This is a genomic window from Enterobacter sp. CP102 (genome assembly GCF_025152625.1).
In the GTDB taxonomy this organism is placed as follows: Bacteria; Pseudomonadota; Gammaproteobacteria; order Enterobacterales; family Enterobacteriaceae; genus Enterobacter; species Enterobacter soli.
On the sequence record NZ_CP104014.1, the window covers coordinates 4,180,428 to 4,199,419 of the forward strand.

General features: G+C 52.7%; 22 protein-coding genes. 6 read left to right on the plus strand and 16 right to left on the minus strand.

The window, feature by feature from the left end; all coding sequences use genetic code 11:
• Window positions 1–6: 6 nt before the first annotated feature.
• The 4 genes from glmM to rlmE all read right to left on the minus strand — a co-directional run bounded on the left by glmM (window position 7) and on the right by rlmE (window position 4,947).
• Entirely contained in the window at window positions 7–1,344 is a 1,338-nt protein-coding gene (gene glmM, locus N1249_RS19700; protein ID WP_259832307.1) for a phosphoglucosamine mutase, read from the minus strand.
• Window positions 1,337–2,185 carry a dihydropteroate synthase gene (gene folP, locus N1249_RS19705; RefSeq protein WP_259832310.1) on the minus strand — a complete coding sequence of 283 codons (849 nt, stop codon included), beginning with the start codon at window positions 2,183–2,185 and terminating at the stop codon, window positions 1,337–1,339. The genes glmM and folP overlap by 8 nt, the downstream gene beginning before the upstream one ends.
• A gap of 98 nt (window positions 2,186–2,283) precedes the next feature.
• Window positions 2,284–4,218: an ATP-dependent zinc metalloprotease FtsH gene (gene ftsH / locus N1249_RS19710; protein ID WP_014833437.1), complete on the minus strand. Its 1,935-nt coding sequence runs from the start codon at window positions 4,216–4,218 to the stop codon at window positions 2,284–2,286.
• Between the two features lie 102 nt (window positions 4,219–4,320).
• Window positions 4,321–4,947 carry a 23S rRNA (uridine(2552)-2'-O)-methyltransferase RlmE gene (gene rlmE / locus N1249_RS19715; RefSeq protein WP_014071931.1) on the minus strand — a complete coding sequence of 209 codons (627 nt, stop codon included), beginning with the start codon at window positions 4,945–4,947 and terminating at the stop codon, window positions 4,321–4,323.
• Between the two features lie 127 nt (window positions 4,948–5,074).
• Between rlmE and yhbY the strand changes: the two genes are divergently transcribed.
• The gene (yhbY, locus tag N1249_RS19720; RefSeq protein ID WP_003861814.1) at window positions 5,075–5,368 is read left to right on the plus strand and encodes a ribosome assembly RNA-binding protein YhbY; all 294 of its coding nucleotides are present in this window, start codon (window positions 5,075–5,077) and stop codon (window positions 5,366–5,368) included.
• A 151-nt stretch (window positions 5,369–5,519) separates the two neighbouring features.
• On the opposite strand, the gene greA is transcribed toward yhbY, so the two are convergent.
• The gene (gene greA, locus N1249_RS19725; protein ID WP_014071932.1) at window positions 5,520–5,996 is read right to left on the minus strand and encodes a transcription elongation factor GreA; all 477 of its coding nucleotides are present in this window, start codon (window positions 5,994–5,996) and stop codon (window positions 5,520–5,522) included.
• Window positions 5,997–6,223: 227 nt separating this feature from the next.
• On the opposite strand from greA, the gene dacB reads away from it, so the two are divergent.
• Genes dacB through pmrB form a run of 3 tightly spaced genes read left to right on the plus strand, consistent with a single transcriptional unit; the run spans window position 6,224 to window position 9,362 of the window.
• Window positions 6,224–7,657: a serine-type D-Ala-D-Ala carboxypeptidase gene (dacB, locus tag N1249_RS19730; RefSeq protein WP_257271894.1), complete on the plus strand. Its 1,434-nt coding sequence runs from the start codon at window positions 6,224–6,226 to the stop codon at window positions 7,655–7,657.
• A 2-nt stretch (window positions 7,658–7,659) separates the two neighbouring features.
• Complete coding sequence (gene pmrA / locus N1249_RS19735) at window positions 7,660–8,322, plus strand: two-component system response regulator PmrA (RefSeq protein WP_014071934.1); 663 nt, start codon at window positions 7,660–7,662, stop codon at window positions 8,320–8,322.
• Complete coding sequence (gene pmrB, locus N1249_RS19740; RefSeq protein WP_259832337.1) at window positions 8,319–9,362, plus strand: two-component system sensor histidine kinase PmrB; 1,044 nt, start codon at window positions 8,319–8,321, stop codon at window positions 9,360–9,362. The genes pmrA and pmrB overlap by 4 nt, the downstream gene beginning before the upstream one ends.
• Before the next feature lie 36 nt (window positions 9,363–9,398).
• On the opposite strand, the gene cgtA is transcribed toward pmrB, so the two are convergent.
• The 4 genes from cgtA to rplU all read right to left on the minus strand — a co-directional run bounded on the left by cgtA (window position 9,399) and on the right by rplU (window position 12,242).
• Entirely contained in the window at window positions 9,399–10,574 is a 1,176-nt protein-coding gene (gene cgtA, locus N1249_RS19745) for an Obg family GTPase CgtA (RefSeq protein ID WP_259832350.1), read from the minus strand.
• A gap of 15 nt (window positions 10,575–10,589) precedes the next feature.
• Complete coding sequence (locus tag N1249_RS19750; protein ID WP_259832354.1) at window positions 10,590–11,558, minus strand: DMT family transporter; 969 nt, start codon at window positions 11,556–11,558, stop codon at window positions 10,590–10,592.
• A 95-nt stretch (window positions 11,559–11,653) separates the two neighbouring features.
• Window positions 11,654–11,911, minus strand: a complete 258-nt coding sequence (rpmA, locus tag N1249_RS19755; protein ID WP_004385076.1) for a 50S ribosomal protein L27 — start codon at window positions 11,909–11,911, stop codon at window positions 11,654–11,656.
• Between the two features lie 19 nt (window positions 11,912–11,930).
• Window positions 11,931–12,242 (minus strand): 50S ribosomal protein L21, encoded by a 312-nt coding sequence (gene rplU, locus N1249_RS19760; RefSeq protein ID WP_003025032.1) that lies wholly within the window; start codon window positions 12,240–12,242, stop codon window positions 11,931–11,933.
• A 257-nt stretch (window positions 12,243–12,499) separates the two neighbouring features.
• On the opposite strand from rplU, the gene ispB reads away from it, so the two are divergent.
• Both ispB and sfsB read left to right on the plus strand, forming a co-directional pair.
• Window positions 12,500–13,471 (plus strand): octaprenyl diphosphate synthase, encoded by a 972-nt coding sequence (ispB, locus tag N1249_RS19765; protein WP_014071938.1) that lies wholly within the window; start codon window positions 12,500–12,502, stop codon window positions 13,469–13,471.
• Window positions 13,472–13,700: 229 nt separating this feature from the next.
• Window positions 13,701–13,988 (plus strand): DNA-binding transcriptional regulator SfsB, encoded by a 288-nt coding sequence (gene sfsB, locus N1249_RS19770; protein ID WP_259832359.1) that lies wholly within the window; start codon window positions 13,701–13,703, stop codon window positions 13,986–13,988.
• A 62-nt stretch (window positions 13,989–14,050) separates the two neighbouring features.
• On the opposite strand, the gene murA is transcribed toward sfsB, so the two are convergent.
• From murA to mlaF, 7 genes are all read right to left on the minus strand, one after another.
• Window positions 14,051–15,310 carry a UDP-N-acetylglucosamine 1-carboxyvinyltransferase gene (gene murA, locus N1249_RS19775; RefSeq protein ID WP_014071940.1) on the minus strand — a complete coding sequence of 420 codons (1,260 nt, stop codon included), beginning with the start codon at window positions 15,308–15,310 and terminating at the stop codon, window positions 14,051–14,053.
• A 51-nt stretch (window positions 15,311–15,361) separates the two neighbouring features.
• Window positions 15,362–15,616, minus strand: coding sequence for a BolA family iron metabolism protein IbaG (ibaG, locus tag N1249_RS19780; protein ID WP_014071941.1), 255 nt, complete (start codon window positions 15,614–15,616; stop codon window positions 15,362–15,364).
• Between the two features lie 126 nt (window positions 15,617–15,742).
• Window positions 15,743–16,036: a lipid asymmetry maintenance protein MlaB gene (gene mlaB / locus N1249_RS19785; protein WP_259832365.1), complete on the minus strand. Its 294-nt coding sequence runs from the start codon at window positions 16,034–16,036 to the stop codon at window positions 15,743–15,745.
• Window positions 16,036–16,671, minus strand: coding sequence for a phospholipid-binding protein MlaC (gene mlaC / locus N1249_RS19790; RefSeq protein ID WP_217188231.1), 636 nt, complete (start codon window positions 16,669–16,671; stop codon window positions 16,036–16,038). The genes mlaB and mlaC overlap by 1 nt, the downstream gene beginning before the upstream one ends.
• Before the next feature lie 3 nt (window positions 16,672–16,674).
• Window positions 16,675–17,241 carry an outer membrane lipid asymmetry maintenance protein MlaD gene (gene mlaD / locus N1249_RS19795; RefSeq protein WP_259832369.1) on the minus strand — a complete coding sequence of 189 codons (567 nt, stop codon included), beginning with the start codon at window positions 17,239–17,241 and terminating at the stop codon, window positions 16,675–16,677.
• 4 nt (window positions 17,242–17,245) lie between these two features.
• Window positions 17,246–18,028 carry a lipid asymmetry maintenance ABC transporter permease subunit MlaE gene (gene mlaE, locus N1249_RS19800; RefSeq protein WP_014071945.1) on the minus strand — a complete coding sequence of 261 codons (783 nt, stop codon included), beginning with the start codon at window positions 18,026–18,028 and terminating at the stop codon, window positions 17,246–17,248.
• A gap of 7 nt (window positions 18,029–18,035) precedes the next feature.
• Entirely contained in the window at window positions 18,036–18,848 is an 813-nt protein-coding gene (gene mlaF, locus N1249_RS19805) for a phospholipid ABC transporter ATP-binding protein MlaF (protein ID WP_014071946.1), read from the minus strand.
• Between the last annotated feature and the right edge of the window lie 144 nt (window positions 18,849–18,992).

Here is an 18,992-nt window from a genome sequence, read left to right on the forward strand (position 1 = left end):
GAGAAGTTATGCAGCTTTCACCGCATCAGCAATACGATGAGCAAACTCCGTTACCTGCGCTTCATCTTCACCTTCCACCATCACACGGATTAATGGCTCAGTGCCAGACTTACGAAGTAATACGCGGCCACGGTTGCCCAGTGCCGCTTCAACATCCGCCATCACCGCTTTCACATTTGCATTTTCCAGCGGGTCGCCATGCCCGTCAGTGAAACGAACGTTGACCAGCAGCTGCGGGAACATTTTCATGCCGCTGCACAGATCGTGCAGGCTCATATGGTTACGCACCATTGCCGCAACCACCTGGAGCCCCGCAACAATACCGTCACCGGTGGTTGTTTTGTCGAGCAGGATAACGTGACCTGAATTTTCAGCGCCAATACGCCAGCCTTTCTCCTGAAGTTTTTCCAGCACATAGCGATCGCCCACTTTAGCGCGGACAAACGGAATACCCAGCTGTTTCAGCGCCAGCTCAAGACCCATGTTGCTCATCAGCGTTCCAACTGCACCACCGCGCAACTGGCCCTGACGCAGCGCTTCACGCGCAATGATATAGAGGATCTGATCGCCATCGACCTTATTCCCTTCGTGGTCGACCATAATGACACGGTCGCCATCGCCATCCAGCGCGATACCAAGATCCGCTTTTTCTGCCAGAACACGGGCCTGCAAGGCGCGAACATCCGTTGCACCGACTTCTTCGTTGATATTCAGACCATCGGGTTCACAACCAATGGCGATCACTTTCGCACCCAGCTCGCGGAAAACATTCGGAGCAATGTGGTACGTCGCGCCGTTTGCACAATCCACCACAATCTTCAGATGACCCAGGCTCAGTTCATTCGGGAATGTGCCTTTGCAGAACTCAATATAGCGACCGGCAGCATCAACGATGCGGCTGGCTTTACCCAGCTCAGCAGAATCGACGCAGGTGATCTCTTTTTCCATTTCAGCTTCGATTGCTTCTTCAACTTCGTCCGGGAGCTTAGTGCCGTCGATGGAGAAGAATTTGATGCCGTTGTCATAAAATGGATTGTGGGACGCAGAAATAACAATTCCGGCTTCAGCACGGAAGGCGCGCGTCAGGTATGCAACCGCAGGCGTTGGCATCGGGCCGGTGAAAGACGCGGATAACCCCGCAGCAGCCAGACCGGCTTCCAGCGCGGATTCCAGCATGTAGCCTGAAATACGGGTATCTTTACCGATAATGATTTTACGGGAGCCATGACGTGCCAGCACCTTGCCTGCCGCCCAGCCCAGCTTCAGAACAAAGTCAGGCGTGATTGGAGCATCGCCTACGCGCCCGCGGATGCCATCGGTACCAAAATATTTACGATTACTCATAGCGTTTATTTCCCTTCGCCGCCAGTGTGGCTTCAACCACACGCATGGCTTCTACTGTCTCTTTGACGTCATGGACGCGAATAATGTGCGCACCTTGCATCGCCGCAATCACCGCGCAAGCCAGGCTGCCGCTCAGACGTTCGCTCGGCCCCACATTCAGTAACTGCCCAATCATCGATTTTCTTGACATTCCAACCAGCAGCGGCAGGCCGTACTGATGAAACGCGGATAAGCGCGAGAGCAGCTCATAATTATGGGAGAGATTTTTACCGAAACCGAAGCCCGGGTCGAGTATCAATTTCTCTTTTGCGATACCCGCACGTTCGCACCGTGCAATATGTTCAATAAAGAAGCGATTCACATCAGCAAGCACATCATCGTATTTAGGGGCTTCCTGCATGGTTTTCGGCTGCCCCTGCATATGCATCAGGCAAACCGGCAGGCCGGTTTCGGCGGCAGCTTCCAGAGCCCCCGGTTCAGTGAGCGAGCGGATATCATTAATAATGTGAGCACCCACTCTCGCCACTTCACGGATAACTTCCGGTTTGGATGTATCGACAGAGATCCATACTTCAAAACGCTGCGCAATGGCTTCAACCACAGGGACTACGCGCGCCAGCTCTTCTTCCACCGAAACATCCGCCGCACCAGGACGTGTTGACTCCCCACCGACATCAATGATGGTCGCGCCTGCGTTAATCATCAAGTTAGCGTGCTTAACGGCCTCGATAAGCGTGTTGTGCGTGCCACCGTCAGAGAAGGAGTCAGGGGTGACATTCAGGATCCCCATCACATGCGGATGTGAAAGATCGAGATGCGAGTCCTGGGCGAAAAGTTTCATGGCGAAATCCCTGGTTTTAAAATGGGTTAACGAAAAAGAAAAACCCCGGAGCAAGCTCCAGGGTTTCAGGTACAGACAATATCATCAACAGCAGAGGCTTACTTGTCGCCCAACTGTTCTGACATGGTGTTGCCCGGGTTCGGCGTACGCGGTTCATCAACCGGACGCGGAGCACGTGGGGTGCCATTGTTGTCAGAATTGTTGGAAGCGCCTGGGTCTTCCCAGCCTGCTGGCGGACGCACTTCGCGGCGAGCCATCAGGTCGTCAATCTGCGGAGCATCGATAGTCTCATATTTCATGAGCGCATCTTTCATCGAATGCAGGATGTCCATATTGTCGTTCAGGATCTGACGTGCGCGACCGTAGTTACGCTCAATCAGTGCTTTCACTTCCTGATCGATGATACGTGCAGTCTCATCGGACATATGTTTCGCTTTCGCGACAGAACGGCCCAGGAATACTTCACCCTCTTCTTCTGCATACAGCAGCGGACCGAGTTTGTCGGAGAAGCCCCACTGAGTCACCATGTTACGCGCCAGGTTAGTCGCGACTTTAATGTCGTTAGACGCACCGGTAGAAACATGTTCTGCACCGTAGATAATCTCTTCTGCCAGACGACCGCCGTACAGGGTTGAAATCTGGCTTTCCAGTTTCTGACGGCTGGCGCTGATCGCATCACCTTCCGGCAGGAAGAATGTTACGCCCAGAGCACGACCACGAGGAATAATCGTCACTTTATGCACCGGATCGTGTTCCGGCACCAGGCGACCAATAATCGCGTGACCTGCTTCGTGGTATGCCGTGGACTCTTTCTGCGCTTCCGTCATCACCATGGAGCGGCGTTCCGCACCCATCATGATTTTGTCTTTCGCTTTTTCGAATTCCACCATGGACACCACGCGCTTATTACCGCGAGCAGCAAACAGTGCAGCTTCGTTGACCAGGTTCGCCAGATCCGCACCGGAGAAGCCCGGTGTACCACGCGCAATGATTGCCGCATCGATATCTGGAGCCAACGGTACGCGACGCATGTGAACTTTCAGAATCTGTTCACGGCCACGAACATCCGGCAGACCCACCACAACCTGACGGTCGAAACGGCCTGGACGCAGCAGCGCTGGGTCAAGTACGTCTGGGCGGTTAGTTGCCGCGATAACGATAATACCTTCGTTACCTTCAAAGCCGTCCATCTCAACCAGCATCTGGTTCAGCGTCTGTTCACGTTCATCGTGACCGCCACCCAGACCTGCGCCACGCTGGCGGCCTACGGCGTCGATTTCATCGATGAAGATAATGCACGGCGCTGCCTTCTTGGCCTGCTCGAACATGTCACGCACACGAGATGCACCGACACCCACGAACATTTCAACGAAGTCAGAACCTGAAATAGTAAAGAACGGCACCTTCGCTTCACCCGCGATGGCTTTTGCCAGCAGGGTTTTACCGGTACCAGGAGGTCCCACCATCAGAACGCCTTTCGGGATCTTACCGCCCAGTTTCTGGAAACGGCTCGGCTCACGCAGGTATTCTACCAGCTCACCCACCTCTTCTTTCGCTTCGTCACAACCTGCGACATCCGCAAAAGTGGTTTTGATCTGGTCTTCCGTTAGCATACGCGCCTTGCTCTTACCGAACGACATGGCACCTTTGCCACCGCCGCCCTGCATCTGGCGCATAAAGAAGATCCAGACGCCAATAAGAAGCAGCATCGGAAACCAGGAGATGAAGATAGAAGCCAGCAGGCTTGGTTCTTCTGGCGGCTCGCCTACCACCTTGACGTTTTTGGTCAGAAGGTTATCAAGCAGCTTAGGATCGTTCACCGGGATGTAGGTCGTGTAACGGTTACTATCTTTCTTGGTAACGTTGATCTCACGTCCGTTGATACGCGCTTCGCGAACCTGGTCCTGATTGACCTCTTGCAGGAAGGTAGAATAATCCACCTTGCGGCCATTCGACTCGCTGGGCCCAAAGCTCTGGAATACTGACATCAGCACAACGGCAATGACCAGCCAGAGTATTAGGTTTTTCGCCATGTCACTCAAGGGATTAACCTCACATTACAACTGTGTTAAAAACAGCGTCAGGATACTCAATATTCAGCTTCATTCAAACTTTCGTTTGAAATCCACCGGTTATCATTTTCGCCCGGTCGCTACAATATACACTTCTCGGGAGCGAGCCCGGGAAGAGTCCGGCTTACGAACTTTGACCTTCGCAAACAGGGAGCGAATTTCCTTAAGGTACTCCTCGAAACCTTCGCCCTGAAACACCTTCACAACAAAACTACCACCAGGCGCTAGAACATCACGACACATTTCTAACGCTAGCTCCACCAGATACATGGCACGGGGGATATCCACCGCCGGTGTTCCGCACATATTTGGTGCCATATCGGACATGACAACCTGGACCTTACTATCACCTACACGATCAAGTAACGCTTTCAGCACTAATTCATCACGAAAGTCGCCCTGAAGGAAGTCCACACCGACAATTGGATCCATTGGTAAAAGATCACATGCGATGATTCGGCCCGTGCCGCCTATCTGCGTTACCGCATACTGGGACCATCCGCCAGGTGCCGCACCGAGGTCGACAACCGTCATTCCCGGTTTAAAAAGTTTGTCACTTTGCTGTATTTCATCAAGTTTAAACCAGGCGCGGGATCGCAACCCCTTTTTCTGCGCCTGAAGAACATATTTATCGCTAAAGTGTTCCTGAAGCCAGCGGCTGGAACTGGCAGAACGCTTTTTACCTGTCATTTAACATTTCCGTCCTGGTTCATCGTTGCTTGCCTGTGACGTAAATTTCTACGCAGCTATTTGGCGATATTAGGGAGATGGCGGTAGAATGAACCGTTTTCAATCCCAACGTAAGCAAAAATATACGATGAATCTGAGTACTAAACAAAAACAGCACCTTAAAGGTCTGGCACATCCGCTCAAGCCTGTAGTCATGCTTGGCAACAATGGTTTGACCGAAGGGGTGCTTGCCGAGATTGAACAAGCGCTGGAACACCACGAGCTGATCAAGGTGAAAATCGCCTCTGAAGACAGAGACACTAAAAACCTGATCGTGGAAGCCATCGTGCGCGAAACCGGCGCCTGTAATGTACAGGTCATCGGTAAAACGCTGGTGCTCTACCGCCCATCTAAAGAGCGTAAAATCTCGCTGCCACGTTAAGGATATCCTGAATCGAACACATTTTCTGTGTAAAACGAGGGATTTCTGTCAGCAGGTGAGCAAAATGCCACGCTCCTTGAGTTGATAAAAGGCCGCTATGCGGCCTTTTTCCTTTCTTTACAATGTATCAACATCTTAGCGGAGATGCGAATTACAGGTACTCAACCTTGATAATTTCGTATTCCACTTCGCCACCCGGCGTACGGATGTTGACAACATCATCCTGCTCTTTACCGATCAGGCCACGCGCAATCGGCGAGTTCACAGAGATCAGGTTCTGTTTAAAATCAGCCTCATCATCACCCACGATGCGATAAGTCTGTTCTTCTTCGGTGTCCAGGTTCAGTACATTAACGGTAGCACCAAAGATAACGCGGCCATTGTTTGGCATCTTGGTGATATCGATCACCTGGGCGTTGGACAGCTTCGCCTCAATGTCTTTAATACGGCCTTCACAAAAACCCTGCTGCTCACGCGCGGCGTGGTATTCAGCGTTCTCTTTCAGGTCGCCATGCTCACGCGCATCCGCGATAGCGGCGATAATTTCAGGGCGACGGACAGATTTCAGGAAATCCAGCTCTTCGCGCAGTTTTTCGGCACCACGTAAGGTCATCGGAATAGCTTGCATTTGTTATACCTCTTAAACATTCCTGTTGGGAGCAGTGTTCCCTGCTCCTGCCCACCTAAGCGGGCAAGAAGCAAAAAGAAAACCGACCCGGAAGCAAAGCCCAGGTCAGCAGCAATTTTTCAATTTGATACGCATTTTACCGCGAAGTTCACTATGGGTCATCGTTTACTTTGCAGGGGGTTGCGCCGTAGTATGGCGGTTTGTTTCCGGGTTGTTAGCGCGAGATTATGCGATTTTCCAGATTTATCATCGGATTGACTACCAGTTTAACGTTCACCGTCCAGGCCGCGAATGTTGATGAGTACATTAATCAGCTGCCCGCAGGTGCTAACCTTGCACTGATCGTGCAAAAGGTCGGGGCTCAGACGCCTGATATTGACTATCACAGTCAGCAAATGGCGCTGCCTGCCAGTACCCAGAAGGTTATCACTGGACTTGCCGCCCTGCTTCAGCTTGGCCCTGACTTCCGCTTTACCACAACGCTTGAAAGCAAAGGTAATGTCGATGGCGGCGTGCTGAAAGGTGACCTGATTGCCCGATTTGGCGGCGATCCTACGTTGAAACGTCAGGATATTCGCAACATGGTTGCGGTACTGAAGAAATCCGGCGTCCAGAAGATTGAAGGCAACGTACTGATCGACACCTCCATTTTTGCCAGCCATGATAAAGCCCCAGGCTGGCCCTGGAACGACATGACGCAGTGCTTTAGCGCCCCACCAGCGGCGGCCATTGTTGATCGTAACTGCTTCTCTGTGTCGCTCTATAGCGCCCCAAAACCAGACGATTTAGCCTTTATCCGTGTGGCGTCATATTACCCGGTGACAATGTTTAGCCAGGTTCGCACGCTGGCAAAAGGCTCGCCGGATGCCCAGTATTGCGAGCTCGACGTAGTCCCAGGCGATCTTAACCGCTTCACCCTTACCGGCTGCCTGACACAACGTGCAGACCCTCTTCCGCTGGCTTTCGCGATTCAGGATGGTGCCAGCTATGCCGGAGCCATTATCAAAGACGAGCTGAAGCAGGCAGGAATTACTTACACCGGAACGCTGCTGCGCCAGACGCAGGTCAATCAGCCGGGCACGGTGATCGCCAGCAAGCAGTCTGCGCCGCTTCACGACTTGCTGAAAATCATGCTGAAAAAATCAGACAACATGATTGCTGATACCGTCTTCAGAATGATTGGCCATGCCCGTTTCGGCGTTCCTGGCACCTGGCGTGCGGGTTCCGATGCGGTTCGTCAGATCTTGCGTCAGCAGGCCGGGGTTGATCTGGGTAATACCATCGCCGTCGACGGTTCCGGATTATCACGCCATAACTTGATCTCCCCTGCAACAATGATGCAAGTACTTCAGTACATTGCACAACATGACTCTGAGCTAAACTTTATTTCGATGCTGCCCCTTGCCGGCCACGATGGTTCGCTTCAGTACCGAGCCGGGCTTCACGCCGCTGGCGTAGATGGCAAAGTCTCAGCCAAAACAGGTTCACTGCAAGGGGTATACAACCTTGCCGGTTTTATCACCACCGCCAGCGGGCAACGCATGGCATTCGTGCAGTACCTCTCCGGCTATGCTGTTGAACCGGCCGATCAGCGCAATCGTCGTATTCCGCTGGTTCGGTTTGAGAGCCGGCTTTACAAAGACATCTACCAGAATAATTAGTGATGAAATTACTTATTGTTGAAGACGATCTGTTATTGCAGGAAGGGCTGTCACTGGCGCTGGCTAACGAAGGTTATGCGCTGGACTGCGCTGCGACCGCAGCTGAAGCGGATTCATTGATCCAAAGCGGTGAATACAGCCTGGTGATCCTCGATTTAGGGTTACCCGATAAAGACGGCGCAACGCTGCTGAGTCAGTGGCGCCGCCGGGGTATTTCAAACCCGGTCCTGATCCTTACCGCCCGTGATTCTCTGGAAGACCGGATCAACGGTCTCGACTCTGGCGCAGATGATTATCTGGTTAAACCTTTTGCCCTCGCCGAACTTCAGGCGCGGGCGCGGGCGCTTATCCGCCGCTATCAGGGCCACAGCGATAACCTGCTGACGGATGGCGACATAACGCTGAACCTGCAAACACAGCAGGTGCTGCGTAGTTCACAACCCGTTGAAGTCACACCTAAAGAATTTGCACTGCTGACGCGCCTTATTATGCGAAGCGGCCAGACAGTACACCGGGAAACGCTCCAGCAAGACATCTACTCCTGGCAGGATGATCCTGGTTCAAACACGCTTGAAGTGCATATCCATAATTTGCGCCGTAAGCTTGGCAAAGACAGGATCAAAACCGTGCGCGGCGTGGGCTATCGGCTGGAGAGCCAAAAATGAACAGTATGCGTCGGCGACTGATGATACTGCTGGCGGTTATTCTGTTATTTTTCCAGCTGATAAGCGTCGTCTGGCTGTGGCATGAGAGCCGGGAACAGATTAGTTTTCTGGTCAGTGAGACGTTGTCAGCGAAAGCGCGAAACAACCATGTTGAAAAAGAGATCCGTGAAGCCATTGCCTCGCTGCTGGTGCCGTCTCTGGTCATGGTCAGCTTCACCCTGCTTTTCTCTTTCTGGGCAGTGACCTGGATAACACGGCCGCTGAATCAGCTGCGCGACAGCCTGGCCAACCGCTCGGCGGATAATCTCACACCACTGCCTATGTATTCCGATATGGAAGAGATAGGCGCGGTCACCACATCACTCAATCAACTGCTCGCCCGTCTGGATCATACCATCCAGCAGGAGCGACTGTTCACCGCAGACGCGGCACATGAGTTACGTACTCCGCTTGCTGGTATAAGGCTGCATCTGGAGCTGATGGCTCAGGGAGGCTCTGCACAGGCGAAGACCCTGATTAGCCGTATTGACCAGCTGATGCACACGGTAGAGCAATTGCTGATGTTGGCCCGGGCCGGGCAGGCGATGGCCAGTGGGCACTACGACACCCTGGTCTGGACGGAGAATATTATCGCGCCACTTGGGCTTGAACATGAAGCCAAAGAACATAAGGTGATTTGGCCGGAGAAAAGTCCCCTGACCGTGCAGGGCGATGCCGTTCTGTTACGTCTGATGCTCAGGAACCTGCTGGAGAATGCTGCACGCTATAGCCCAACAGGAACCACGATTACGGTCAGAGTCACGCAGCAAGACGATGGTACTGAAGTAAGCGTTATCGATCAGGGGCCGGGTATCGATGAAGCACACCGGCAATCGATCACCGAACCGTTCCGCCGTCTTGATCAGCGTTACGGAGGAAGTGGCCTGGGGCTGAGCATCGTCCAGCGTATTGTTCAGCTCCACCACGGCAAACTGAAGCTTGAGAATGGTCCCGAAGGCGGCTTGATCGCCAGCTGCTGGTTACCTTCAGTGCTGAGTTAAAAAAAAGCCCCCTTTGCAGGGGGCTTGTTACAGAGATTAGTGCTTGTAAATGAACTCGACGCCTTCTTCGTCGTCTTCATCCCAGTCATCGTCCCAGTCTTCATCATCGTCTTCTGCTTCCAGCTCTTCGAGCTGTTGACGGTGGTAGTCATCCCACATGAATTCGACTTTTTCAGGCTGCTTCATTTCTTCCGCAGGAACAATTGGGTTTTCGATGATAAAGCTCATCACATCCCAGCAGAGATCTTTCACGCCAACCTGGCTTGCAGCAGAGATCAGGTAGTATTTATCTTCCCAACCCATCGCTTCTGCGATCGCTTTGGCTTTCGCTTCAGCTTCCGCTTTATCCATCAGGTCGACCTTGTTGAAGACCAGCCAGCGCGGCTTACCTGCAAGTTTTTCGCTGTATTTTTCCAGTTCGCCGACGATGATACGGGCGTTTTCAACCGGATCGGATTCATCGATAGGGTTAATATCAACAATGTGCAGCAGTACACGGCAGCGCTCAAGGTGTTTCAGGAAGCGAATACCCAGTCCAGCGCCTTCAGCTGCGCCCTCGATCAACCCCGGGATATCGGCAACCACGAAGCTCTTCTCGTGGTCCATACGGACAACGCCCAGGCTTGGTACCAGCGTGGTAAACGGATAATCCGCCACTTTTGGCTTGGCAGCAGACACCGCACGGATGAAGGTCGATTTACCGGCGTTCGGCATCCCCAGCATCCCTACGTCTGCCAGCAGCATCAGTTCCAGCTGCAGTTCACGCGTATCACCCGGCGTACCCATGGTTTTCTGACGTGGAGCACGGTTAACGGATGATTTAAAACGGCTGTTACCCAGACCGTGCCAGCCCCCTTTCGCAACCAGCAGGCGCTGACCGTGTTTGGTCATGTCGCCCATGGTTTCACCCGTGCCCTGATCGATAACACGCGTACCGACTGGAACCTTAATGTTGACGTCTTGACCACGCTTACCGGTACAGTCACGGCTCTGGCCATTCTGGCCACGCTCTGCGCGGAAAGATTTTTCGAAACGGTAGTCGATCAGCGTGTTGAGGTTCTCATCAGCCTCTAACCACACGTCACCACCGTCACCACCGTCGCCGCCGTCAGGGCCGCCACGTGGAATATATTTTTCACGGCGGAAGCTTACACAACCGTTACCGCCATCACCTGCCACGACCAGAATCGTAGCTTCATCAACAAACTTCATTTTACTCTCCGTAACTCATTCGCCTGAGCGGGGGACTTCTACTACTACCGCTTCATTTTTGCGCCAACGTCCCCAAAGACGATGACCAATGGCGGAATACATCGCGCCCGCAACCACGACAAACGCACCGAGATAACCCAACAAGTTGAGCATCGGCTTGACGAAGACATCGGGCCAGGCCATTGATAACAAATCTGAAAATAACAGCGTAAACAGCGGGGTCAGCGTGATCAACGCGCTCACCTGTGCTGCCTGCCAGCGCGCCATCGCTTCGGCGAGCGCGCCATAACCGACCAGCGTATTCAAGCCACAAAAAATGAGGCACGCCAGTTGCCAGTCACTAAGCTGGGCGATCACACCCGGCTTCGCTAACGGCAGCAATGCTATTGTACACAAAGTGTACAGCAAAAGGAGGATCTGCTGTGAGGCAAGACGACGCAATAACACCTTTTGCGCGACGCCGTAGCTCACCCAGACCGTTGCTGCACCCACGCCGAAAATGACACCCCAGGTGTAATCCGTCAGCCGGGTAAAAATCTCAATCAGGCTGGTGTTGAAAAACATCACCAGACCGCACAGCAGCATACTCGCCCCAATAATCTGCGTACCACGCATCTTCTCCTTCAGGATAAAGACGCTGGCGACCATCATGCCTACCGGTGAGAGTTGACCAATCACCTGCGATGCCGTGGGGCTAAGATATTGCAGAGAAGAGCTGAACAGGATGAAGTTACCGAACAAGCCTCCCGTCGCGATAGCCAGCAACACCAGCCAGCGCGGTTTACGGAAGATGCGCAGAGGCGGGAGCTTACCTTTAATCGCAAGGATTGCACCAAGGCCAATGCTTGCCATCAGGAAGCGATAGAACACCACTGTGGGCGGTTCCATGACCTCCAGTACCTGCTTCATTGCAATTGGCAAGGCACCCCAACACATTGCGGTGGTGAGCGCCAAAAGAATACCAATGCCGGCCTGCTGCTTCATGCCCGTTTTCCCTACAGAAAAATTACCGGGTTTCCAATGTAAAAAGCCCCGCAACAGGGTGCGGGGCTTTAATCCGTTACCGGACCGAGAAAACCTTACTCAGCAACGATGCTGATGTATTTACGGTTGTTCGGGCCTTTAACTTCAAATTTCACTTTACCGTCTGCTTTAGCAAACAGAGTGTGGTCACGACCGCAACCTACGTTGTTGCCAGCGTGGAATTTGGTACCACGTTGACGAACGATGATGCTACCCGCCAGAACGGATTCGCCACCGAAACGCTTAACGCCAAGGCGTTTAGCTTCTGAATCGCGACCGTTACGTGTGGAGCCGCCAGCCTTTTTATGTGCCATTTAAATCTCTCCTCAGGTCTTAGGCGCTGATGCCAGTAATTTTCACATCAGTGAACCACTGACGGTGGCCCTGCTGCTTACGGTAGTGCTTACGACGACGAAACTTAACGATTTTAACTTTCTCGCCACGACCGTGTGCAACAACTTCAGCTTTGATAACGCCGCCATCAACGAAAGGAACGCCGATTTTGACTTCTTCACCGTTTGCGATCATCAGAACTTCAGCGAATTCAACAGATTCGCCAGTTGCGATGTCCAGCTTTTCCAGGCGAACGGTCTGACCTTCGCTTACTCGGTGTTGTTTACCACCACTTTGGAAAACCGCGTACATATAAACTCCGCTTCCGCGCACGTCCTCGTATGAATCAGAGTGCGCTATAAATATTCACAATAGGGCGCGAATATTACGCAAAACGCGAGCCTTTGACAAGTGCTACCGTCAATACATGAAGAAAAAAAACACAACACGTACGGTAACGTTTATCTGAGCCGTTTTTTCAGTACAATCAGCAATACTTTTGATAAACCGAAACCCTTCGTTAACCCATTTGATGTGGGATAAACAGGATAAAAAGCCCGGCTTTTGCGATGAATTTAGAAAAAATCAACGAGTTAACCGCGCAAGATATGGCGGGTGTGAATGCAGCAATCCTGGAGCAACTCAACTCTGACGTTCAGCTGATCAATCAGTTGGGCTATTACATCGTCAGTGGCGGCGGCAAACGTATTCGCCCAATGATTGCCATTCTCGCGGCGAGAGCCGTTGGCTATCAGGGAAATGCGCACGTCTCCATCGCGGCACTGATCGAGTTTATTCACACGGCGACCCTGCTTCATGACGACGTCGTGGATGAATCAGACATGCGTCGTGGTAAAGCCACGGCAAACGCCGCTTTTGGTAACGCTGCCAGCGTTCTGGTGGGGGATTTTATCTATACCCGCGCCTTCCAGATGATGACTCGCCTAGGCTCGCTGAAAGTGCTGGAAGTGATGTCTGAAGCGGTGAACGTCATTGCCGAAGGTGAAGTTCTGCAACTGATGAACGTCAACGACCCTGACATCACCGAAGAAAACTACATGCGCGTGATCTACAGCAAAACGGCACGTCTGTTTGAAGCGGCAGCGCAGTGTTCTGGCATTCTGGCTGGATGCTCAGAGGCTCAGGAGCGCGGGTTACAGGACTATGGCCGCTATCTTGGCACCGCATTCCAGCTAATTGACGATTTACTGGACTACAGCGCGGATGGCGAAACGCTCGGTAAAAATGTCGGTGATGACCTGAACGAAGGCAAGCCGACCCTGCCGCTGCTCCATGCTATGCGCAATGGTTCTCCGGAGCAGGCCCAGATGATCCGTGAAGCGATCGAGCAGGGAAATGGTCGACATCTTCTGGAACCTGTACTGGAAACAATGGCTATCTGTGGTTCCCTTGACTGGACGCGCCAGCGTGCAGAAGAAGAGGCGGATAAAGCCATTGAAGCGCTTCAGGTCATCCCAGACAGCCCATGGCGTGATGCCCTGATCGGTCTTGCCCACATCGCCGTTCAGCGCGATCGTTAATACGTCATCCTCTCCCCGTGCGCTTCACGGGGAGCTTCCAATAAGCGCCTGTAAATTCCCTATTCACGTTAAAACATCGGCTTACAGGCCGCATGAATAAAGCTATGTCTTATTCTGAATATTGCTTCCAGTAATGCGAACTTTTTAGAACGGCTGTTCGAAGAAGGTATAGTAACGCTGTCATTTCAAGAGAACTGGCTCGGACGTAAACGCATACAAGGACAGCACTATGGATATGAAATTTATCGACTGGCACTCGGCCGATATTATTGCGGCACTCCGCAAAAAAGGGACATCACTGGCAGCAGAATCTCGTCGCAGCGGATTGAGCTCCTCTACGCTGGCAAATGCACTGACCCGCCCCTGGCCAAAAGGTGAATTAATCATCGCAAGGGCACTGGAAACCGACCCGTGGATAATCTGGCCATCGCGTTACCACGATCCCATTACTCACGAATTTATCGACAGAACACGCATGATGCGTCAGAGAAAGTGCAAGAAAGAGGATCAGAACTGATCCACTGGTTTGACAGGAACAGCAACCCCCCGGTCATCTCTGGCAGGGGGCTGCCGGAACGATTACTCGCCCTTCACACGCTCGATATTTGCACCCAGCGCGCGCAGTTTGTCTTCGATACGCTCATAGCCACGATCAATGTGGTAAATACGATCCACAACCGTTGTGCCTTCAGCAATACAACCCGCCAGAACCAGGCTCGCAGACGCGCGAAGATCGGTTGCCATCACCTGTGCACCAGACAGTTTCTCAACGCCATGGCAAATCACGGTGTTACTTTCGATTTCTGCATGTGCGCCCATACGGATAAGTTCCGGTACGTGCATGAAGCGGTTTTCGAAGATAGTTTCGGTGATAACACCTGTCCCTTCAGCAACCAGGTTCAGCAGGGTGAACTGCGCCTGCATATCAGTCGGGAATGCCGGATGTGGTGCGGTGCGAACGGTAACGGCTTTCGGGCGCTTACCGTGCATATCCAGGCTAATCCAGTCTTCACCCACTTCGATGTCGGCACCTGCTTCACGCAGCTTCGCCAGCACCGCATCCAGCGTATCTGGCTGAGCATTACGACACACAATTTTGCCGCCAGAAATGGCTGCTGCGACCAGGAAAGTACCGGTTTCGATACGGTCTGGCAGCACGCGGTAAACACCACCGCCAAGACGCTCAACGCCTTCGATGGTGATGCGGTCAGTACCCTGCCCCGTGATTTTCGCACCCAGTGCGACGAGGAAGTTGGCGGTATCAACGATTTCCGGCTCGCGCGCGGCGTTTTCGATGATAGTGGTGCCTTCTGCCAGCGTAGCCGCAGACATAATGGTCACCGTTGCGCCGACACTCACTTTGTCCATGACAATGTGCGCGCCCTTCAGGCGACCGTTCACAGAGGCCTTGACGTAACCTTCTTCCAGCTTGATCTCTGCGCCCAGTTTTTCCAGGCCAAAGATGTGCAGGTCAACCGGACGTGCGCCGATTGCGCAACCACCCGGCAGAGAAACCTGACCCTGACCAAAACGCGCCACCAGCGGACCTAACGCCCAGATGGACGCACGCATGGTTTTTACCAGGTCGTACGGTGCAGAAAAGTTATTCACGTTGCTGGCATCGATCCAGACGGAGCCGTTACGCTCAACTTTAGTGCCCAGCTGGCCGAGCAGCTTCATGGTCGTGTCGATATCTTTCAGCTTCGGTACGTTCTGGATCTCTACCGGCTCTTCTGCGAGCAGCGCTGCAAAGAGGATTGGCAGTGCAGCGTTTTTTGCGCCAGAAATTGTGACTTCGCCCTGGAGGCGCGTCGGCCCCTGCACACGAAATTTATCCATGATTTTGCTCTCTTATAAATTCAACCGTGCTGCGGGCCTGTGGCCCTCAGCTCAAAAACCGTTTAGTTTGCGATCGCGAGCCCACTCTTGTGGGGTGAACGCTTTAATCGACAGGGCGTGGATGCGGTTATCCGCAATGTATTCCATCAGCGGCGCGTACACAGCCTGCTGCTTCTTCACGCGGCTCATTCCGTCGAAGATCTCACCCACAGCAATAACCTGGAAGTGACTGCCATCGCCAGAGACGTGGGCTTCCTGAAGGGAGAGTGCATTCATCAGCACTGCCTGGATTTCATTATTTTCCATGGGTTCTACATCATCTGATAGTGAAAACAAGCCCAACATCTTAGAGCAAAGTGACGTTGTCTTAAACAAGCAAAAAGCCCCAACGATGAAACAGTCGGGGCTTTCAGAATTAACGCTTTGAAAATATTAACGAGGTAATACGTCTTCCGGCAAATTGTAGAGCTGCGCAAGGGTCATCACATTATCGCTGGCACCCGCCAGTACAACCGAGATCCCCTGCTTTTTGCCTGCCGCAACAAGGTGCACTAACAGGGCGACACCTGCCGTATCCACGCGTGAAACGCCGCTCAAATCAATCAGTGTCACGCCTTTCATGGCCTCGTTGCGAGCATCCCATAACGGGTTCAGCAAATCCTGATCAAGCTCGCCAGACAACAACAACGTCTCACCTTCGCGCGACCAGCTCAGTTGCTGTTGCATTACTTTTTCTCGTCCAGGGAAATTTTCTGACGCGAAATGGACTGCAACTGCGCGGTGAGGCCATCAATGCCTTTAGTACGCAGCAGGTCACTCCATTCGTTTTGCTTGGTGGTGATCATGCTCACCCCTTCCGCAATCATGTCATATGCCTGCCAGTTCCCTGTCTGGGAGTTTTTACGCCACTGGAAGTCCAGGCGAACCGGTGGACGACCGTTAGGGTCAATAATGGTCACACGGATTGGCACAATGGTCGCATCGCCCAGAGGCTGTTCAGGTGCGATTTGATAGGTTTGGCCGTGATACATTGCCAGCGCCTGGCCGTAAGCCTGTTTCAGGTACTCACGGAACGCCGCAAAATACGCATCACGCTGCGCAGGCGTCGCATCTTTGTAGTAACGACCCAGCACAAGGGCGCCCGCATATTTAATCTGCACATAAGGCAGCAGCTCCTGATCAACTACATCACGCAGATAATCCGGGTTAGCACGAATTTTAGGTTGTTCGTTTTTAAGACGATCGAAGGTCTTTTTCGCGGCCTCATCCATCTGTTTGTAAGGATTGCTCATATCGGCAGCATGTGCTGCAGTCAGAGGGGCAATCACCAGCATGGCAACCATTAACAGTCGTTTAAACATGAATTACTTCTCCTGAGATGAATTCGTCGCGTCTGGGGCTGGCGCGGCGTCAGTATGGCCTTCACTTTGTGCTGGCGCACCGTCAGTTTTCTTATCGTCACCACCTTTACTGCTGTAAAGGAACTGACCAATCATATCTTCCAGCACCATGGCTGATTTCGTATCCTGAATTACGCTACCGTCTTTAAGGATAGTCGTTCCCAGCTCAGGATCTTCAAAGCCCACGTTAAGCGCCAGATATTGTTCACCCAACAGGCCGGAGGTGCGAATCGACAGCGAACTTGTGTCCGGAAGATGGTTGTAGCGCTCTTCGATATCCATCGCGACACGCGGCAGATAAGTTTTCTCGTCCAGGGTGATATCCGCCACGCGCCCAATAACCACTCCGCCAATACGCACCGGTGAGCGCGCTTTCAGGCCGCCGATATTATCGAAGGTTGCATAGATGCGATATGTCGGTTCGGTGCGGATAGAGGTGATATCCGCCGCTCTCAGACAGATGAACAGCGCAGCCAACAGTGCCAGCAACAGAAACACGCCGACCCAAATTTCATTTTTTCTCGTTTGCATGAACTCAATTCCCAAACATCAGTGCGGTGAGCACAAAATCCAGACCCAGTACGGCCAGCGACGAATGTACGACAGTACGTGTAGTTGCACGGCTAATGCCCGCCGACGTCGGGATGGCATCGTAACCGTTGAACAATGCAATCCAGGTGACCGTAATAGCAAATACCACGCTCTTAATCAGACAGTTAACCAGGTCCATCCGCAGATCGATAGCATCCTGCATGGCAGACCAGAAGAACCCGGCATCAATACCTTTCCAGTGTACGCCAACCAGCGAGCCTCCCCAGATCCCGACCGCAACGAACAGGATAGTGAGCAGCGGCAGTGAAATCACGCCCGCCCAAAAACGTGGGGAAATCACACGACGCAGAGGATCGACCGCCATCATCTCCATACTGGATAACTGCTCGGTGGCGCGCATCAGGCCAATTTCAGCGGTTAACGCTGACCCGGCACGTCCGGCAAACAGCAGCGCGGCAACAACCGGGCCGAGTTCGCGCAGCAGCGAGAGCGCCACCAGCATCCCGAGGCTGGTCTCTGCGCTGTAGGTAGTGAGTACAAGATAGCCCTGCAACCCCAGAACCATGCCGATAAACAGACCAGAAACGATGATAATGACCATCGACAAAACGCCGACATTATAGAGCTGTCGCACCAGCAAAGGCGCGTGCTTACGGAATTCCGGTTTGCCAACCAGCGCATTGAATAACATCAATCCGGCACGCCCGAACGTCCTGATGGTTTTTACGCCACGGTGTCCCAGAGCGGCCAACGCATTTAACAGCATGAGTGGCTTAACTCCCTATTCCCAATAAATCGTCACGATAGTCGCCCGATGGATAGCGGAACGGCACCGGGCCGTCTGCAATACCGTCCAGGAACTGCCGTACTCGCGGATCGCAATTATCCTGTAGTGCCTGAGCACCACCGTGCGCGACGATCCTTTTGTCTGCCACAATATAGGCGTAATCAGCGATACTCAGCACTTCCGGCACATCGTGAGAAACCACGATACAGGTGACGCCGAGCGCACTGTTCAGTTCAGAGATTAACTTCACCAGAACGCCCATGGTGATAGGGTCCTGCCCGACAAAGGGTTCATCGAACATGATTAAATCGGGTTCTAACGCAATGGCTCGCGCCAGTGCGGCACGGCGCGCCATACCACCAGAGAGCTCTGACGGCATCAATTTGGCAGCCCCACGAAGGCCAACGGCCTCGAGTTTCATCATGACCGTACTTTTCAGTAATTCATACGGCAGGTGGGTGTGCTCGCGCAGCGGGTAGGCCACGTTATCAAAGACATTCATATCAGTGAATAATGCCCCTGACTGAAAGAGCATACTCATGCGCTTGCGGACAGTATACAAGCGCGAACGCGACATCTCAGGGACGTTCTCGCCGTCAAAGAGGATTTCGCCGCTATCCGGCGGGATTTGCCCACCGATAAGACGCAACAGGGTCGTTTTACCGATTCCCGACGGCCCCATAATGGCGGTGATTTTGCCACGGGGCACAGTCAGTGAAATATCATCAAATATTAATCGGTTGCCGCGAGAAAAGCTGACACCACGGACATCGACTAAATTCGCCAAATTGGGGCTCATTTATGTTTCCTTTCTTACCCTGATTCACATTAAGCATGACGCTTAAATCAGCCCTAAACTCAACATTTTTACAGAATAATAGCCGTTGAGGTTAGCGAAAGCTGGCATTTGTTTTACTTTTCCGGCGCATAAAGTCAAAATTAG

Bases quoted from the DNA above. Each gene is read 5' to 3' on its own strand.
- mlaF (WP_014071946.1), bottom strand. From the start codon at position 18,848: ATGAGCCCCAATTTGGCGAATTTAGTCGATGTCCGTGGTGTCAGCTTT.
- cgtA (WP_259832350.1), bottom strand. From the start codon at position 10,574: ATGAAGTTTGTTGATGAAGCTACGATTCTGGTCGTGGCAGGTGATGGC.
- mlaB (WP_259832365.1), bottom strand. From the start codon at position 16,036: ATGCAACAGCAACTGAGCTGGTCGCGCGAAGGTGAGACGTTGTTGTTG.
- pmrB (WP_259832337.1), top strand. From the start codon at position 8,319: ATGAACAGTATGCGTCGGCGACTGATGATACTGCTGGCGGTTATTCTG.
- ibaG (WP_014071941.1), bottom strand. From the start codon at position 15,616: ATGGAAAATAATGAAATCCAGGCAGTGCTGATGAATGCACTCTCCCTT.
- rlmE (WP_014071931.1), bottom strand. From the start codon at position 4,947: ATGACAGGTAAAAAGCGTTCTGCCAGTTCCAGCCGCTGGCTTCAGGAA.
- pmrA (WP_014071934.1), top strand. From the start codon at position 7,660: ATGAAATTACTTATTGTTGAAGACGATCTGTTATTGCAGGAAGGGCTG.
- rpmA (WP_004385076.1), bottom strand. From the start codon at position 11,911: ATGGCACATAAAAAGGCTGGCGGCTCCACACGTAACGGTCGCGATTCA.
- dacB (WP_257271894.1), top strand. From the start codon at position 6,224: ATGCGATTTTCCAGATTTATCATCGGATTGACTACCAGTTTAACGTTC.
- glmM (WP_259832307.1), bottom strand. From the start codon at position 1,344: ATGAGTAATCGTAAATATTTTGGTACCGATGGCATCCGCGGGCGCGTA.
- rplU (WP_003025032.1), bottom strand. From the start codon at position 12,242: ATGTACGCGGTTTTCCAAAGTGGTGGTAAACAACACCGAGTAAGCGAA.
- N1249_RS19750 (WP_259832354.1), bottom strand. From the start codon at position 11,558: ATGAAGCAGCAGGCCGGCATTGGTATTCTTTTGGCGCTCACCACCGCA.
- mlaD (WP_259832369.1), bottom strand. From the start codon at position 17,241: ATGCAAACGAGAAAAAATGAAATTTGGGTCGGCGTGTTTCTGTTGCTG.
- sfsB (WP_259832359.1), top strand. From the start codon at position 13,701: ATGGATATGAAATTTATCGACTGGCACTCGGCCGATATTATTGCGGCA.
- folP (WP_259832310.1), bottom strand. From the start codon at position 2,185: ATGAAACTTTTCGCCCAGGACTCGCATCTCGATCTTTCACATCCGCAT.
- murA (WP_014071940.1), bottom strand. From the start codon at position 15,310: ATGGATAAATTTCGTGTGCAGGGGCCGACGCGCCTCCAGGGCGAAGTC.
- mlaE (WP_014071945.1), bottom strand. From the start codon at position 18,028: ATGCTGTTAAATGCGTTGGCCGCTCTGGGACACCGTGGCGTAAAAACC.
- mlaC (WP_217188231.1), bottom strand. From the start codon at position 16,671: ATGTTTAAACGACTGTTAATGGTTGCCATGCTGGTGATTGCCCCTCTG.
- greA (WP_014071932.1), bottom strand. From the start codon at position 5,996: ATGCAAGCTATTCCGATGACCTTACGTGGTGCCGAAAAACTGCGCGAA.
- yhbY (WP_003861814.1), top strand. From the start codon at position 5,075: ATGAATCTGAGTACTAAACAAAAACAGCACCTTAAAGGTCTGGCACAT.
- ispB (WP_014071938.1), top strand. From the start codon at position 12,500: ATGAATTTAGAAAAAATCAACGAGTTAACCGCGCAAGATATGGCGGGT.
- ftsH (WP_014833437.1), bottom strand. From the start codon at position 4,218: ATGGCGAAAAACCTAATACTCTGGCTGGTCATTGCCGTTGTGCTGATG.